Source organism: Humisphaera borealis (genome assembly GCF_015169395.1).
Taxonomy (GTDB): domain Bacteria; phylum Planctomycetota; class Phycisphaerae; order Tepidisphaerales; family Tepidisphaeraceae; genus Humisphaera; species Humisphaera borealis.
Map to the genome: position 1 here is coordinate 4,278,380 of NZ_CP063458.1, position 15,440 is coordinate 4,293,819.

13 protein-coding genes are annotated in these 15,440 nt (G+C 62.5%); 6 read left to right on the forward strand and 7 right to left on the reverse strand.

The genetic code is table 11. The features are described from left to right. The first annotated feature begins 137 nt into the window (after positions 1–137). From IPV69_RS15975 to IPV69_RS15985, 3 genes are all read left to right on the forward strand, one after another. Positions 138–1,184: a Gfo/Idh/MocA family protein gene (locus tag IPV69_RS15975; protein WP_206290686.1), complete on the forward strand. Its 1,047-nt coding sequence runs from the start codon at positions 138–140 to the stop codon at positions 1,182–1,184. 227 nt (positions 1,185–1,411) lie between these two features. Then, complete coding sequence (locus IPV69_RS15980) at positions 1,412–2,263, forward strand: chitosanase (protein WP_206290687.1); 852 nt, start codon at positions 1,412–1,414, stop codon at positions 2,261–2,263. 43 nt (positions 2,264–2,306) lie between these two features. After that, positions 2,307–2,552, forward strand: coding sequence for a hypothetical protein (locus IPV69_RS15985; protein ID WP_206290688.1), 246 nt, complete (start codon positions 2,307–2,309; stop codon positions 2,550–2,552). An 855-nt stretch (positions 2,553–3,407) separates the two neighbouring features. On the opposite strand, the gene IPV69_RS15990 is transcribed toward IPV69_RS15985, so the two are convergent. Next, positions 3,408–4,520: a DUF3500 domain-containing protein gene (locus tag IPV69_RS15990; RefSeq protein ID WP_206290689.1), complete on the reverse strand. Its 1,113-nt coding sequence runs from the start codon at positions 4,518–4,520 to the stop codon at positions 3,408–3,410. A gap of 363 nt (positions 4,521–4,883) precedes the next feature. On the opposite strand from IPV69_RS15990, the gene IPV69_RS15995 reads away from it, so the two are divergent. Beyond that, positions 4,884–5,681, forward strand: a complete 798-nt coding sequence (locus IPV69_RS15995; RefSeq protein WP_206290690.1) for a hypothetical protein — start codon at positions 4,884–4,886, stop codon at positions 5,679–5,681. Positions 5,682–5,950: 269 nt separating this feature from the next. Here the strand turns inward: IPV69_RS15995 and IPV69_RS16000 are convergent, their stop codons facing one another. Continuing rightward, a complete protein-coding gene (locus IPV69_RS16000; protein WP_206290691.1) occupies positions 5,951–6,097 on the reverse strand; it encodes a hypothetical protein in 147 nt (48 codons plus the stop codon). 246 nt (positions 6,098–6,343) lie between these two features. Here IPV69_RS16000 and IPV69_RS16005 point away from each other — a divergent pair, with 246 nt between their 5' ends. Next, positions 6,344–7,744 (forward strand): Gfo/Idh/MocA family protein, encoded by a 1,401-nt coding sequence (locus IPV69_RS16005; RefSeq protein WP_206290692.1) that lies wholly within the window; start codon positions 6,344–6,346, stop codon positions 7,742–7,744. A gap of 87 nt (positions 7,745–7,831) precedes the next feature. Here the strand turns inward: IPV69_RS16005 and IPV69_RS16010 are convergent, their stop codons facing one another. From IPV69_RS16010 to IPV69_RS16020, 3 genes are all read right to left on the reverse strand, one after another. After that, positions 7,832–8,338: an HIT family protein gene (locus tag IPV69_RS16010; protein WP_206290693.1), complete on the reverse strand. Its 507-nt coding sequence runs from the start codon at positions 8,336–8,338 to the stop codon at positions 7,832–7,834. Positions 8,339–8,456: 118 nt separating this feature from the next. Further along, the gene (locus IPV69_RS16015; protein WP_206290694.1) at positions 8,457–9,383 is read right to left on the reverse strand and encodes a class I SAM-dependent rRNA methyltransferase; all 927 of its coding nucleotides are present in this window, start codon (positions 9,381–9,383) and stop codon (positions 8,457–8,459) included. A gap of 54 nt (positions 9,384–9,437) precedes the next feature. Then, positions 9,438–10,037: a hypothetical protein gene (locus IPV69_RS16020; RefSeq protein ID WP_206290695.1), complete on the reverse strand. Its 600-nt coding sequence runs from the start codon at positions 10,035–10,037 to the stop codon at positions 9,438–9,440. A 1,079-nt stretch (positions 10,038–11,116) separates the two neighbouring features. On the opposite strand from IPV69_RS16020, the gene IPV69_RS16025 reads away from it, so the two are divergent. Then, a complete protein-coding gene (locus IPV69_RS16025; protein ID WP_206295649.1) occupies positions 11,117–13,054 on the forward strand; it encodes an amidase in 1,938 nt (645 codons plus the stop codon). A gap of 98 nt (positions 13,055–13,152) precedes the next feature. Here IPV69_RS16025 and IPV69_RS16030 read toward each other — a convergent pair whose 3' ends face one another. Further along, on the reverse strand, positions 13,153–13,866 hold the full coding sequence (locus IPV69_RS16030; protein ID WP_206290696.1) for a hypothetical protein: 714 nt from the start codon (positions 13,864–13,866) through the stop codon (positions 13,153–13,155). A gap of 174 nt (positions 13,867–14,040) precedes the next feature. Beyond that, positions 14,041–15,147, reverse strand: coding sequence for a YdjY domain-containing protein (locus IPV69_RS16035; protein WP_206290697.1), 1,107 nt, complete (start codon positions 15,145–15,147; stop codon positions 14,041–14,043). Positions 15,148–15,440: the final 293 nt, after the last annotated feature.

Sequence of the window (15,440 nt, forward strand, 5' to 3'; positions counted from 1 at the left end):
ATTTGAGACAGGCTTCAGGCCGGTCATCCAACATCTTGACTTTTCCCCCACACCACAGAAGCTAACGGCCGCCCGACGATCCTGCATCGCCGGTCGTTTTCCACAAACTTGCAGCTAACCCCCAGGCGGAGGATCCCATGTCGGTTCGGTACGGCGTCGTCGGTTGCGGCGCGATTGCTCAGCGTCGCCACATCCCCGAGTGCGTTCATAACCCCAACAGCACGCTGGTTGCCCTCTGCGACCCCAATGCCCAGCGGATCGACGAGATCAGCAAGGCCTACGGCGGCGTCGCCAAGTGCTACACCGACTACGCCGAGATGCTGAAAGACCCCACCGTCGACGCCGTCGTCGTCTCCGGCCCCAACAGCATGCACGCCAGCCAGAGCATCCAGGCACTCGAAGCCGGCAAACACGTCCTGTGCGAGAAGCCGATGGCCACCACCCGCGAAGACGCCAAGGCGATGATGGCGGCGGCGAAGAAGTCGGGCAACTACCTGATGATCGCCCTCAACCAGCGGCTGATCCCCGCCCACAAGCGCGCCAAGGAAATCATCGACTCCGGCCGTCTCGGCAAGGTCCTGTCCTTCCGCACCGCCTTCCAGCACCCCGGCCCCGAATCCTGGAGCGTCGACGGCGGCAAGAGCTGGTTCTTCCAGAAGGGCTCCGCCTTCATGGGCGTGACCGGCGACCTCGGCGTTCATAAAGCCGACCTGCTCCGCTGGCTCCTCGGACAGGAGTTCGTCGAAGTCGGCGGGTTCATCTCCACCCTCGACAAGCGCGACGCCGCCGGCAAGCTCATCGAACTCGACGACAACGCCTTCCTCAAGCTCAAGACCGACAAGGGCGTGCTCGGCTCGATGATCCTGTCCTGGACCAACTACGGCCCGGAAGAAAACTACACTATCGTCTTTTGCGAGAAGGGCGTGCTGTCCATCGGCACCGACCCGACCTACGGTGTGATTGTCGACTACCGCAACGGCGAAAAGGAACTCCACAAGGTCGGCGAGATTGCCACCAACACCCGCCAGGTGCCCAGCGGCGTGATCGACAGCTTCACCGAGTGCATCCGCACCAGCACACCGCCGAGCATCGACGGCCGCGAAGGCTACTGCTCGCTGGACGTCATCCTGACCGCGATGGACGCCGGCAAGGAAGGCCGTGTGATGAAGATCCTGGGGTGCTAGAAGAGGACCGGTCGAACGACGGAATCAGGATGGCGAATGGAGTTCGAATGCTGCAATGACCCGCCGTGCGTGGTTGTTGGGTTCTTCGGACTTCATTCGCCGTTGCATTTCAGTCTTGCGTCATCCGGGTACTTCTTCGACGCGACCCTCCATCCATGCCGACGCCTTCAACGTGGGGCGAAAGATGGCTGCGATGAGGGGTCGCCCGTTTCGTCAAGGAACCGGCAATGCACATCGAGTTGCTCGAAAGCCGGCGACTGATGTCGCAAGTGCCGATCGCGGAAGCCGCGAATGCCGACATCGGGGGTAGGTTCACGTCCCTGTCGTCGGCACCGCTTGAGGTGTCGGCATACGGTTTGGCGACTGCCGAGAAACGCCGCGCTGAGCAATTGACGAGCCTGTTCGAAAACAGCACGCCCGACCTGCAATACGGCTACATCCAGAATCTGCACGACGGTCGCGGCCTGACGGCCGGACGCGCCGGGTTCTGCACCGGCACCGGCGACTTCTACGAGGTGGTCCGCCGGTACACGGATCTGAAGCCCGACAACCGTCTGGCCAGGTTTCTGCACCGGCTTGAGCGGCTTGCCGAAAGGGGTAGCCCTTCGACCGCCCGTCTGGCCGGCATCAAGAAGGCCTGGCGCAAGTGCGCCCTCGACGCTGACTTCCAGGGCGTCCAGGATTCCGTTGTTGATGACTATTACTACACCCCCGCCATGACGCGCGCCCAAACGGTCGGCCTGACCTACGCGTTGTCAAAGGCGCAGCTTTACGATGCGATCATCCAGCAAGGCGAAGGCGACGATCCCGACGGGCTGCCCGCGATGATCACCCGCGCCAACACCCAGGCCGGCGGCACGCCCGCCAGCGGCGTTCCCGAGACCTCCTGGTTGCGTGCCTTCCTGGACGTCCGCATTCAAACGCTGACCCACCCCACCGACCCCGCCACCGCCAAAGCCTGGGCCGATTCGGTCGATCGCGTGCAGGTGTTCGCGACTCTGCTCGACCAGAACAATCTCGGCCTGACGGGCACGATCGACGTGACCGTTTACGGCGATCGCTTCCTGCTGGTAGAGTAGGGCCGGCAGTCGTCCTATGCTTGTAACCGCCTAGCATTCCTGCATGGACCCTCGATTCCCCGCGGCCTGCCCCAACTGCAAGTCAACTGACCTCTATACGCGCCGCACACCGACCAATCAGTGGCTGCCATTCCTTCGCGGTCTCGGAGGTTTTCTCCGCTACGCGACGATGGATGTGGTTCTCTGTTCAAAGTGCGGCCATTGCATGTTCTTTGCGGACAACAGCGCCAGACAGAAGGTGAAGACGTCCAAGTCGTGGTTGCTGCTGAAGACCGATGGCGGGCTTTAAGAACTCTCGCGCGACCGCGGCGCGACGGCGTTCTGGGAACGCCGAGCTCCAGCTCGGCATTTCTTCCGCGCTCCGGTCGCACTGGATCGAATCAACATCTGCCCGGACATCAGCACTTGAATTTTTTCTGGCTTGACTTAACATATGCCGTACAAGATATCGGGCGCACCCTGGTTCCATTAACCCGGAGACGGTCGCGCTCTTGGCACTCCCGGCGGGTGTGGTCCGCCGGGTGGGGCGCGGCGTGTTCTGGCATGGACGCCCGGCGAGACAAGGCAAGTTGGCACTGGCTCGGGTGATCGGACTCGATCGCGCCGGGTGTTCTGGTTTGGAGGCCGGTCCAAGTCGGCGATGAAGCGACTTTACTCGTCGACCGGCTCGGGACGCGCGGGCAATCTCGGGTTCGTTTGGCCAACAAGCCGAGGGCGCAGCGTACGCGCGGAGCCCCGGGTTCTGACGGTCGAACGCGAATCTGGTCGCGATCTTGGGTTCGTTCGGCAGAACGAGATGGAGGTGGAGGACGAATATGGATTGGTGTGTGGCGCAGCTCGCACGGATTGGAAAGCCGTGTCACGGATAGCTGTCTGGACGGACTTCTCGGGTTCGTTCGGCGAATCGGCCGCGTGTTGGGTGTGGCGGGAAATGAAGAATCAAGAATGAAGAACGGGGAACGAAACACGGGAAAGGCGAGGAGCGTTGGAAAGACGGGGAGCATCACTCGCCGTTCCACTACCCGCGATCGACCAGGCTTCGCCTTTGACCGGTCGAAGGCCAATCCTGACCGGTCATTCTCCGTGCTTCATTCTTCGTTCTTCATCCTTCATTCGTCACTGCACCCGCCCCGTCGGGGGGTGTTTACTTCTTGTGGTCCGTCGCCGACTCGTAGTGCTTCTTGAGCATGTCCTCGCCGAAGTCGTTGGCGGGGTCACGCCAGACGCTGTGGACGTGGTTGGCGTTGTTTTGGGTGTTGTCGTACTCGATCAGGAAGGTCGGGCCGACGACGCGGTAATAATGGCCCACGCTCGGCTCGGTGCCGCCGGCCCAGGCGAAGTTGACCTTGTCGAAGCCGGCGACGTGCAGCTTGCGCAGCTCTTCGCTGGCCAGTTCGCCGCGATGCCGCCGGGCGTACTCTTCGATGATCTGGAGCAGCAGGTCGCGCTGCTCGGGCGTCATGTCCGCGGCGGGCAGCCCGTCCTTGCCGGCGACGACCGCCTTCATGTCCACCTTGCGGACGGCGGCGGTGATGATGTCCTTGGGTGCCTCGGCGGAGACGATCGCCTTCTTCTTCTGGTCGTCTGTGAGCGACTGCACGAGCTTTCGGCCGACGTCTTCCTCGGTCGCGAGCACCTTCAGACCCTTGCGCGGTCCTTCGCGGACTTCGCCGGGGTTGGTGCCCAGGAACATCGGCAGGCCGGTGACCATCTTGCCGCCGGCGATTGTAAACGTGACGGAGAGATGATGACCTTCATACCGCCAACCCCATGTGCCCTTGGCTTCGGGCTTTCCGAAGATCGTGACGAAGTAGCCTTCGGGATCGCGGACGGGGGTCTTCGGCGGGCCGGCTTCGATCTCCTTGAGGATCGCCTCCAGGCTCATGATCTGCTGCACCTTGGTGAAGCCGTGGCCGCTGAGGCCCGTCGCGAGCAGGCCCATCGCCAGGCTGCGCTGGGCGGGTGTCATCTCGCGGAGCGGCAGGCCGTTGCGGACCTTGGGGATGAAGTGCCAGTTCAGACGCTCGTCGTCCTCGAAGCCGTACATCGCCTTCTTCTGCTGTTCGGGCGTCAGGCTGTTCCAGAACGCGGTGGCGGCGCTGGCCATCTCCTCGGAGACACGCTCCATCGACACCGGCCGGACCGAGGTCGACGGCGCGTCATGGGCGAGCAGCGAAGCGGCGGGGCAGGCAACGGCCAGCGCGAGCACCCAGTGGCGCAACTGACGGCCGAGCGGACGGCGGAACGGATGATTCATGGGAGCGTCTCCGGAGGTTGGTTCAAGAGCAAAAAGGTTCGTGAAGTCGAGTCGTCGAAACATGTTACCCGAACAGGGCGGCGATCGTTGTGGAGAAGAGGCACCATGCTGAAGGATGTGTCGTCCCTGGGAGTCCGGTTTCAACACGAAGGCACGAAGTCACGAAGGGCACAAAGAAGAGGCAGAACGAAGCTGCTTCCCACGACTGGCCGAGTTTCCTGATGTTTCTTCGTGGCCTTCGTGACTTCGCGCCTTCGTGTTGAAATCGGACTTCCGGAGATTCGATTCGCGCATCAATCTATTCGTCGAATCAGGCATCCAGGGCATCGCAACAGCGCATCGGCCGGCAGGAGGTACAACCCCATGATGACACTCAAACGGATTCTCGCGTTCCTGTTGACCAGTCTGCCTTGTGCCTGCGGGATGGAGTTCTCGGCGGCGGGGGCGGACGGCGCGCCGGCCGTCGCCGGTCCGCAGTCGCGCGAGCATACCGAGCGGCTGGTGAAGGTCGTCGAGCGGAGCACGGCCGCGCTGGCCCGCGACGCGAAGGATGTCGACGCGCTTCAGGCGCGGGGCGAGGCGAACTTCCGGCTCGGGCGGATCGCCGACTCGGTCCGCGACTTCGACAAGGTCGTCGAACTGGCTCCCGACTCGCTCCCGTACAACTGGCAACGCGGATTGGCGCTGTACTACGCGGGGCGGTTGGAGGATGGCGTCAAGCAGTTCGAGCGGCACCGCACGGTCAACCCCGAAGACGTCGAAAACGCCACCTGGCACTACCTGTGCCTGGCGAAGTCCTTGGGAAAAGAGAAAGGGCCGGCCGAGGCGCGCAATCAGTTCATCCCGATCTCGGCCGACACGCGTGTGCCGCTGATGAAGGTGCACGCGCTCTACGCGGGCAAAGCGACCGTGCAGGAGGTAATCGACGCCGCCAAGGCCGGCGATCCGCCGCCGGGGGCGCTCAAGACGCAGTTGTTTTACGCGCACCTGTACATCGCGCTGTACTACGAAGCGCAGGCGGACGACGCCAAGGCAAAGGAGCACATGACGCTTGCCGCGACGACCTATGGCGTCGACGGATACATGGGCGATGTGGCGCGGGTTCACGCTTGGTGGCTTGCGCAGAAGTCAGTACCGGCTACCGCGCCGGCAAAACCTTGAGAGGCAATTCGGACGGCAAGACGTCGTCTTGTGTCGAGATGTGTTCTGGTGTCCCATGCCCCGCGCTCCGCTTCGCGTCGCGGCTAACCGATGAGCTGGTTAGCCGCGACGCGAAGCGGAGCGCGGGTGCGCCAGAGGACGACGCGTCGTCCAACGAAAAACGCCGAAAGCACGACGTTACTCGCGTCGCGGCTGGCAACGGGAGTTCCGTAGTGATTTCGGCGTCGAAGATCGACGATCTGATCGGGCTGGTTATCTGATCGCGAGGATTACTGGTTCTGGTTCTTCTTGCGGACGTAGAAAAACACGCCGACCAGCACCAGCATGACGACGAACAGGATGATCTGCGTCGTGCCGAAGATGCCGTTTTCACCGAAGAGCTGAGCGAGCGTCGAGATTTGGCTGAGGAGGTTCATGCGGTCGATCCTACAAATGAGATGGGTTGATCTTCCTACGCTGGCGACGTGTTTACCCGAGAGAAGAAGCGAGAGCAAGGGGCCCAAACGCCCTGATAAAAGGGTCGATTCCCATGCTCGCGGGTCTGCCTCAGGTGGCACGATCACATGACCGCACCGAAAACAACACGACGCTGTCGCGGGCGTATTGCGGGTGCATCATATCCTTCTTCCTATCCAGTTGTGAACACCCTTCGAGGTGACGCCATGTCAGAAAAATCGGATTCCTTTATTCGTCAGAATTCTGCGCCGCTGGCTTCCCGGCGTGACCTGCTGAAGGCGGTCGCGGCGGGCACGGCGGGATACTGGGTTGCCGGCCGCGGCGCCTGGGCCGCCGACGCCAAACCCGGCGAACCACCCGCCCCGACGGCGCCCGAGGACAAGGTGCGGCTCGGGATCATTGCCGTCGCCGGTCGGGCCGAGGGAAACCTCAACGAAGAAGGCAACGCGATCGCCGACCAGGACATCCGCGCGATCTGCGATGTGGACGAAGCGAACCTCGCCAAGGCCGCCAAGCGGTTCCCCAAGGCCGAGACGTACAAGGATTTCCGCAAGCTGCTGGAGCGGACCGATCTGGACGCGGTGGTGGTAAGCACCGCCGACCACTGTCACGCGCCGGCGTCGCTGATCGCCCTGTCCACCGGCCGGCACGTCTACTGCGAAAAGCCGCTGGCCCATACGGTGGAAGAGGCCCGGCGGGTGGCGGAGGTGGCGAAAAAGTACAAGCGGGTCACGCAGATGGGCACGCAGATTCACGCCGGCGACAACTACCGCCGGGTGGTGGAATTGGTGCAGTCGGGGGCGATCGGCCCCGTGAAGGAGGTTCACGTGGTGCTCGGCGGGGCGCGGTGGCCTTCGAGCCCGGTCCCGTCGCCGCAGCCGGGACAGGAAACGCCTAAGGCCTTTGCCTACGACATCTGGGCCGGCCCTCAGCCGCTCATTCCGTTCGCCAAGGAGTTCCACCCGATGAACTGGCGGAGTTTCTGGCATTGGGGCACGGGCACGCTGGGCGACATGGGGTGTCACTTCATCGACCTGCCGTTCTGGGCGCTAGGATTAAAGCACCCGACCAAGGCACGGGCGCGGGGTCCGGAGGTTCGCGCTGACATCTGCCCGGAGTGGATCATCGCGAGCTGGGATTTCCCGCAGCGCGGCGCGCAGCCGCCGGTCACCCTGACCTGGTACCACGGCGACAAGAAGCCGGAAGGCGTCGAAGGCTGGGGCCTGCCGCAGGGCAAGCGAACGGGCGTGATCTTCGTCGGAGAAAAGGGAAAGCTGTTTGCCGACTACGGCTCACACAAACTGCTCGGCGAAGGCTGGGACGACTTCAAGGCACCGCCGGTCACAATCGCCAAGAGCCAGGGCCATCACCGCGAATGGCTGGCGGCGATCCGGAAGAACGATCCGTCGGCGACGACATGCAACTTCGACTACAGCGGCGCGCTCGCCGAGACGGTGCTGCTCGGAACCGTCGCCTTCCGCACGGGCAAGGAGCTCGTCTGGGACGCGGCGAACCTGAAGGCGACCAACGCACCCGAAGCCGAGAAGTTCATCCGCCAGGCGGAGTATCGCAAAGGGTGGGGGATGGATGTGTTGAATACGCTGTAAAGAAGTCACGAAGGCATCGAGGCACGAAGGCACCAAGAGCGGCGAAAGCCCCTTCGTGCCTATGTGCCTCCTGCCTTCGTGCCTTGGTCAGGCCTGGCGGATGAAGGCCAGCAGTTCCTGATACGTCTTGCTCAGTGCTTCGGGCACGATGCGGGTTTCGCCGACCACCTGCATGAAGCTCACGTCGCCGCCCCAGCGGGGGACGATGTGCTGGTGGAGGTGGCCCGGCACGCCGGCCCCGGCGCAGCGGCCGACGTTGATGCCGATGTTGAACCCCTGCGCCGACACCGCCCGGCGAAGGAGTTTGACGGCTTCGGTCGTCTGGACCATCAGGTCGGTCTGCTGGTCGGAGGACATGAGATCCAGGTCGGGAACGTGCGAGCGCGGGGCGACCATCAGGTGGCCGTTGGCGTAGGGGTAGCGATTGAGGAGGACGACCGAATGATCGGTCTGCCAGAGGACCAGCGCCGCCGACCGCTCGGCCTCCGTCGATTCTTCCGCGGCTTTGCAGAGGAAGCAGACGCCTTCATCGGGCTTGGTCAGCGACTTGATGTACGACATCCGCCATGGTGCGTAGAGAACGGACTCTCTCATAGTGAAGCCGAGCGTAGCGGTCGGGTGTTGTGATGGAAAGATCGAACGGCTCAGCAAACCCGCAAGTAGTGGACCATTCGCGATGCGCCGGATAGCGGCGACCGCTTATAGGGGCACGCTACCGCTTCGAGACCCAGCAGATTTTCAGGTAGGGCTCGCCGGTAAAGTCGGCCGGCATGGGGGCGTGGGTCAGTTTCCATGCCGAGGGATCGTCGGCGGCATCAAGGATCAGCGACGAGAACGCCGGTCGGCTCAGGCTCCGCTGGTTCGTGGTGCACAACAGGGTTCCCCGGCCCCGCAGCAGCGTCATGGCGACGCTGCTGAGCGTGCCGAAGTCGCGTTCGACGCGGAAAACCTTTCCCTTCTTGTCGCGGGAAAAGGTGGGCGGGTCGATGATGACCAGGTCGAACTTGCGGCCCTTCTTCGCGAACCGGCGGAGCCAGTCGCCGGCCTCGCCGACGATGAACTCGTGGTCGGCGGGGTTGAGGTCGTTGGCTTCGAAGTTGCGTTTGCCCCATTCGAGCGACGGCCGGGAAAGATCCACGCTGACCGAGCGTCCGCCGCCCGCCCCGGCCGCGACCGAGAATGCGCAGGTGTAGGAGAAGAGGTTCAGCACCTCTTTGCCGCGGGACATTTCGCGGACACGCTGACGGTTGCTCCGCTGGTCGAGGAAGATCCCCTGCGAGTATCCGGCGGCAAAGTCGATGACGTATTTCAGCCCGTTTTCGGTCGCGAGGAATGGCTCGGCGACGACTTCGCCGGCGATGTGTTTCGGCGGTTCCTTGTTGGTCTGGTCCAGACGCTTCCAATAGACCGATCGGGGCTCGCCCAGCTCGGCGGCCCAGGCGGGCAGGTCCTGGTCGCGCGTCTGGATCAGCCATCGGCCGGCAAAGACGTCGATCAGCAGGTTGGGAAAGCCGTCGGCGGCACCATCGACCAGGCGGTAGCAGTCCGTGTCGGCCGATCGAATGGCAGAACGCCGAGTGGCCGCGCGGGTGAGCCGGTCGGCGATGGAGGACGGATTAGTCGAGGGTGCCGGTTTCAAGCGGTGCGGTTGTACGCCGGGATATCAGGTGACTGCAATGCCGGAGACCGCAGATCAGACTGCCTCGAACTCATCCCAGTCGGGCCGGGCCCGTCGGGCGCGACGGAAATTCCAGAGCTGAATGCAGACGACCGGCAGGAACGCGACCAAGCCGACCACGCCGTGGAACAGGGCCGCTTCGCCTACGCCGGTCGGCGGGCGAGGGAATACATGCTGTCCGAGGACAGTCAGCCGCCCGTACATGATGCGCTGTTCAACCCAGGGCGTGCCGCCTTCGCGGCTGATGGCGGCATCAATCACCAGAAGCGGATGGCTCGGCGACAGAACGCTGACGAGCGATTCATTGCCCGCCAGCCAGGGGCTGAGCCAGATCGGCCAGGTAAGCCAGGCCAGCGCAAGGACGGTAACGACAGTCGTCACGACCGGGATCGGGAGCCTGATGAACACCAGCAATGCCGTTAAACCGCCCAACGCGATGACAAGCGGTGCCACGACCGCAACGAACGCCGTGAAGAGCCGACCGTTGAGGTTGCCCTGCAGGACCGCGACAGCGGGGCCGACCAGGCAACCGACGAGTACGGCGGCCGTCGTCAGCAGGTATCCGCTCCAGCGGCTTTCGCCGGCGATGAGCGTCGGGGCGAGAAGCGCCGCCACGGCACAAGAACCGAATAGCACGCCGTTCAAAGGGCCGGCGGCGCTCAAGCACACCAAGGAGGCCGCCGCCGCAATGACCAGTACGGCCAACGGAAACAGGCGACTCGAAAGAGAGGCAGTTGTTGCGACTTGACGCATAGAGTCTTCCATCGGCTTGAGCGGCAATTCGGCAATAGACTCCGCACGATTCTGAAGCTTGCGATCGAACCGTTCCCAAAGCCTGTGGTCGGGTGTTCTTCCAATAATAGCCTTTCTGCGGCTGTCCCTGGCGGGAGGTAGGCGTTGAGTTGCCGGTGAAATGCTTGGCAGAACCGACCACTTTGCGCGAACGGAAGGCACCGGACTCCACCAGTGTCTCTTCGACGGCGGGCGGCGGGGCAGCATTCTTGGCGGTACGCTTGGCGGCGCGAGCTACGTCCCAACTCTGACGGCCATCAGGTCACGGCAGCGCAATCGCGCAACATATAATGTCTTCGGCGTGAATACATTGATAATCGCAGATCGGGACAAGGTTTCGAAGTGTGCCGGAAGCGGCGCGCTACTTCAGAAAACTGATTCTGACCGCCGTATCACCCGTTGTTTCACAGGACGGTTCCCAGGCTGTTGATAGACAAAGAGTTGCTCGCGGGGCAACGCGGTCATGCGATGCATTGCCAGAACATTGATCGATCTGACCTCAGCCACAATTCTTGGCACTGTTCTTGCGATGTCGCGGCTCAGCCGAGTTGCAGTGGTGTTTAGTCCGCCGTTCTTCAACTGCACGAAGATGGTCCATAGAAACGTTCGCATGCCTCAACCGCACGGCGGCGTCTCGTAGTCTTGCAATGAAGCAATAGGTCGTTGAACCATGATGTTTCCCACCGCGTGGATGGTTCGTGCATAAGCACGAATAGCGCTTCCCATTCGGTCGATTGGCGATGGATTCATCGCTTGCGGCTTGTTTCCCATCGATTATGTCACTCGGTGTGTGGTGAGTTCGGACGCCACACGCTGATCTCCTCTGAGATTCCGGAAGACTGTTCCTTCGTTCGTAACAGGCAGGCATCGCGAAAGCATTCTTTCGCGATGGATGGTTTCTTATGGTTTCAAAGTTCTCGAAACGACCGCTGATGATGGCCGCTGCGTCCGCTACGGTTTTTCTCTTTTCGCGAAGCGCCAGCGCCCAGTGGTCGGTGGAGGAGAAGAGCATCGCCGACCTTGCCAGCGCCTACAGTACCGGTCTCACGACCGCCACCGGGGTGACGCAGCAGTACCTCGATCGGATCGCGCGATATAACAATGTTGTTGGTGGGCTGAATTCGATTGCATCGCTGAATCCCAACGTATTGGCCGAGGCGGCGCTGGCCGACAGCCGAATCGCCAGTGGCGCTACCTTCGCACAATACCCGCTGCTGGGTGTTCCGGTGCTGGTAAAGGATTCGTACGACGTCAGCGGGCTTGTCACGACCAACGGCGTGAGCGTGTTGAACGGGGCGACCACCGCCGGAGCAACCTCAATGGTCGCCCCGAATGATGCATTCAGCGTGGCAAGGCTTCGAGCCGCCGGAGCGATCATTCTCGGCAAGACGAGCCTGAGCACGATGGCCTATTCGTTCAACGGCATCGACAACGCGCATGGCGTACCGATCAATCCATACCAGCCGCAGCGACAGCCGGGCGGATCGAGCTCGGGCACCGGCGTCAGCCTGGCGGCGAACTTCGCGATGCTGGGAATGGGTGGCGAAACCGGCGGCTCGATCCGTATCCCTTCGAACGCCAATGCACTCGTCGGGCTCAAGACGAGCGCCGGCCTGATTGATCCCGGCGGAACCTGGCCGCTGACCCCCACCCGCGACGTGGTCGGCCCGATGGCCAAGACCGTCACGGATGTCGCTTACGCCATGAATGCACTGGTCGCGCCCAGCTCAACAAACCTCTTCAACGGAACGCCCTTCTACCCCACAGCGAATCCGGGAACCGTCCGCCCTACGGATTACACGGCGGCGCTGAGCACAACATCATTGCAGGGCAAGGTGCTGGCGGTACCGAAGTCGATGGCGAACATCGGCACGCAGTACGAAGGGACGATTCATCCCCAAGTGCTGGCGAACTTCAATAGGGCCATCGTGGACCTTAAGGCCCAAGGCGCGACGGTGATCTATGTCGATCTTCCGGCGAGCACGACGTACTACAACACCCTCGGTCGTTCCACTGCCAACGGCGGTGCGACAACCGTCAACTTTCCGTACGCCTATCCCACAACGACCGTGGGTGGAACCACCCCTGCGACACTCTGGTCGAGCTACGCGGCCGCGTACTACTACGAGAAGCAGATCGAGAGCTACAACAATCCGACGATCAAGAACCTTCGTGACTTTGCCACAGCGCTGAACAACGGCCGCAACGGTGCCGCCGGTGACGCCCGAAGTACCCTCAACACGGCCTACACGAACATCAATACGCTCGCTGGTTACTGGGAAACGGGACTCGCCAAAGGGTTCGGGGACGCCAACAACGACGGCTCTCCCGACAACCCCGAAGCGATCACCGCCCTGCAGGCATTCGCCAGTCTGCGCAACTTTCAGTACGAAAGCTTCATGGCCAGTCCGAATCTCTCGGACGACCCCACGACGACTGATGTCAATGAATCGCAGATCACCAATATCAGTGCGTTTGTCGCACCCACGTACGGTTCGGTAATGCCGCTCCAAACTGCGATTCTGCCGGGCGGAACCACCGATCCACTTGCGGTATCAGGCACGGCGAGCCTGCTGGGGCGGTTCGAAAGCAACATCCTGGGGTCACCGTCGATCAGTGTTCCCATGGGCTATGCGAGTGATGGAACTCCAATGGGCATCCAGTTCTTCGGGGAGCTGCTTTCAGAGGAGAAGCTGATCGGCCTGGCGTACGACTACGAACAGGCGACGAGATGGCGTATCGCGCCGGATCTGAGCTTCGTCCCCGAACCGTCGGGAATTGCGTTGATCTTTGTATCGGGCGGACTTCTGGTCTTGCGACGTCGACGACAACTGGTCTGACGTGACACCGGCTTTAAGTGCAGAGCGGACGCCGCAGGAGCAATCTGCGGCGTCCGCTGCGTTGTGGTGTCAGGAATTCCCGTGCCACTCGCCGCTGATCAATCCAGCAGGTTCTCGGTGATCAGTTTCAATACCCGTCGATCCAGGTGCGAACCAGTGAATGCCGCATACACGCGTTCGAGCGTTGAGCGCTGGCGGAACAGCTTGTAGTGCACGCAGCCGTGGGTGATTGCATGGAGTTCCGGCACCATCTGAAAACGTCGGAGTCGGACCTTTTCGGTGGTCTCGAACTTAATGTAGTAGAGAGGGTCTTCCTCGCGAATGCTGATTGACCGCGTGTCCTCGGATACCTCGAAAGTCCCCTGCAGCGGACGCAGCCACTTGGAAATGTCGTATGCCGCCGGCACGTAGTGCAGCTTGGTCTGCACTTCACTGCGGTGCATGAAAGCGGGGTAGGTCGCCAGGACCAGTGGTTTTGCACAGAAAAAGAGCATTCGGTGGTCGAACAGGATGGTTCGAAAGCCTTTCCGCGTCGGGTGCATGTAGCTGAACAATTGGGCAGTCAGGCTGGACTTGTCGTCCAACGCGGAGAAGCCCTCCAGGTGAATGCCGACGTTCGCATCGACGATGCTCCGTACGACAAACGTATTGGCCATGTGCAGGTGGAAGGCGGGGCAAGCGAAGAAGTCGTGGGGATTGTCCGGCCCCCGCGACGGTACCAGGTCGTGAATCAGCGGGCGGGGCTCCTTATAGAGCATGTGGTAATCGGCATAGACCTCTACGGGATATACGGTCGACCAGAAGACGTCCATGCAACTTGTCCTGACGATGAACTGGAAAAATCTCCCTGCACAGCAAGGTTTGCGAGCCAGGGCGCTCGAAGAAGGCGGACAGACTGCAGCAAGTCTCATGCCGTCGGGCGCAAAGCCCCGATTCGGCCAAGCCGAGATTGGCTGGGACGGTGGGCGACGTTTCCGCGAGCGCTCCTACTTCGCGGGAGGTTCCGGCAGTTCAAACTCCGGGCGGGGCGTGGTGGTGTCGGACCATTCCCGCTCGAGCTGGTCGATCGCGCGTTGGATGCGGTCGGCTTCGGTGATCAGCCGTTGCTGCTCCTTGCGCAGCTCGGAGATGACTTTGTAATGCGCTTCGGCGGCCTCCCGGAGGGCCTGCTGCCGCGGCGCCATGATCTTCTTGTGGTAGTCCACCATCGACTGCACCTTCTTCTCGTCGATGGCGGTGTCCGAGAGCCCTGCCGGTCCTTCGCCCGGCGGTGTTGCGACCGGGGGCGTGACGGCGGGGGGCGTCACCGCAGGAGGGGTCACCGCCGGCGACTCGGCCGCGGTGGCATTCGGAGACTTCGCCGGCTCGGCCGCGGCCCCGGCGGGTTTGCCGGCCGGTTCAATCACGAGCGTGACCTTCGTTCCTTTGGGGGGCATCAGGTCGGCGTTCCGTTCGAACTCCAGCAGGTCGTTGCTGCTGCTGACCAGGTCGGGAATGTCGATCATCGCATAGTCGAAGTTCACCAGGGTGACGACATAGCCCGTGTCGTCGGCACCGTAACGGCCTTCAGGTGTTACACGCGAGCCGGCGAAGATCCAGGTGAAAGCTTTCGGTTCCTTCTTGGTCTTGATGTCGCGCAGCCATCGGTAGGCCGGATAGCTGACCGCCTGGCCGTCCTTCTCAAATGTCACGGTCAACTGCAGCGGCGGGCCCTGGGGCGGGAGCCATTTCTTGGTGGCGTCGAGAAACGTCATCGGCTGCCCCGGCTTTAGACCGACGGCGAGCATCGCGGTATGGATGTGCGACGGCTTGGCCGCAGTGCGCATGACCGCCTCGTGCTCTGCGGTGCCGGCCGAGCAGATGAAGAACTCGAGTGGCGCGTTGACGGCCAGCGCCTCGCATTCCACCCGCACCTGTCGTTTGTCGACGTCGAACTCGACGTGCGGCAATTTGCCAGTCTTGCCGGCCGGTGCCGGTACGACTGCCGGCTGCTCCTGAGCTTCGACGCGGCCGGCCGGGCCAAACGCCACAGAAGCGGCCGCGGCGGCGGCAAGTGAACGGGTGATCATCGATCGCAGGGAGAGTCGCGGCATGGGTTCACCTCAGACAAGGAGTTCGGGCGGGTCGGGCCGGTTCGACAAGGGAAAGCGGGCCGGCTCGATCGATGCTAAGCCGTGCGGCACGATTTTGGAATGAACCGTGCACGATTGACTCACGGCGTATCGGTCGCGAGACGGCCCATCATTTGCAGTAGTTGGGACGTTTGGGGTATCCTGCGCGCGGCCGAAGCTTTTAGAAATTCGAGCCCGCACCCCGTGTAGCAGGAGGCCGCACGGGGATCGACGCTGAAGGCGCCCATGCGGGAGATCGGAGTTTGAGTGGCCGG

Excerpts from the sequence above, each read along its gene's own strand:
- IPV69_RS15975 (WP_206290686.1), top strand. The coding sequence starts at position 138 with ATGTCGGTTCGGTACGGCGTCGTCGGTTGCGGCGCGATTGCTCAGCGT.
- IPV69_RS15980 (WP_206290687.1), top strand. The coding sequence starts at position 1,412 with ATGCACATCGAGTTGCTCGAAAGCCGGCGACTGATGTCGCAAGTGCCG.
- IPV69_RS15985 (WP_206290688.1), top strand. The coding sequence starts at position 2,307 with ATGGACCCTCGATTCCCCGCGGCCTGCCCCAACTGCAAGTCAACTGAC.
- IPV69_RS15990 (WP_206290689.1), bottom strand. The coding sequence starts at position 4,520 with ATGAATCATCCGTTCCGCCGTCCGCTCGGCCGTCAGTTGCGCCACTGG.
- IPV69_RS15995 (WP_206290690.1), top strand. The coding sequence starts at position 4,884 with ATGATGACACTCAAACGGATTCTCGCGTTCCTGTTGACCAGTCTGCCT.
- IPV69_RS16000 (WP_206290691.1), bottom strand. The coding sequence starts at position 6,097 with ATGAACCTCCTCAGCCAAATCTCGACGCTCGCTCAGCTCTTCGGTGAA.
- IPV69_RS16005 (WP_206290692.1), top strand. The coding sequence starts at position 6,344 with ATGTCAGAAAAATCGGATTCCTTTATTCGTCAGAATTCTGCGCCGCTG.
- IPV69_RS16010 (WP_206290693.1), bottom strand. The coding sequence starts at position 8,338 with ATGAGAGAGTCCGTTCTCTACGCACCATGGCGGATGTCGTACATCAAG.
- IPV69_RS16025 (WP_206295649.1), top strand. The coding sequence starts at position 11,117 with ATGGTTTCAAAGTTCTCGAAACGACCGCTGATGATGGCCGCTGCGTCC.
- IPV69_RS16030 (WP_206290696.1), bottom strand. The coding sequence starts at position 13,866 with ATGGACGTCTTCTGGTCGACCGTATATCCCGTAGAGGTCTATGCCGAT.
- IPV69_RS16035 (WP_206290697.1), bottom strand. The coding sequence starts at position 15,147 with ATGCCGCGACTCTCCCTGCGATCGATGATCACCCGTTCACTTGCCGCC.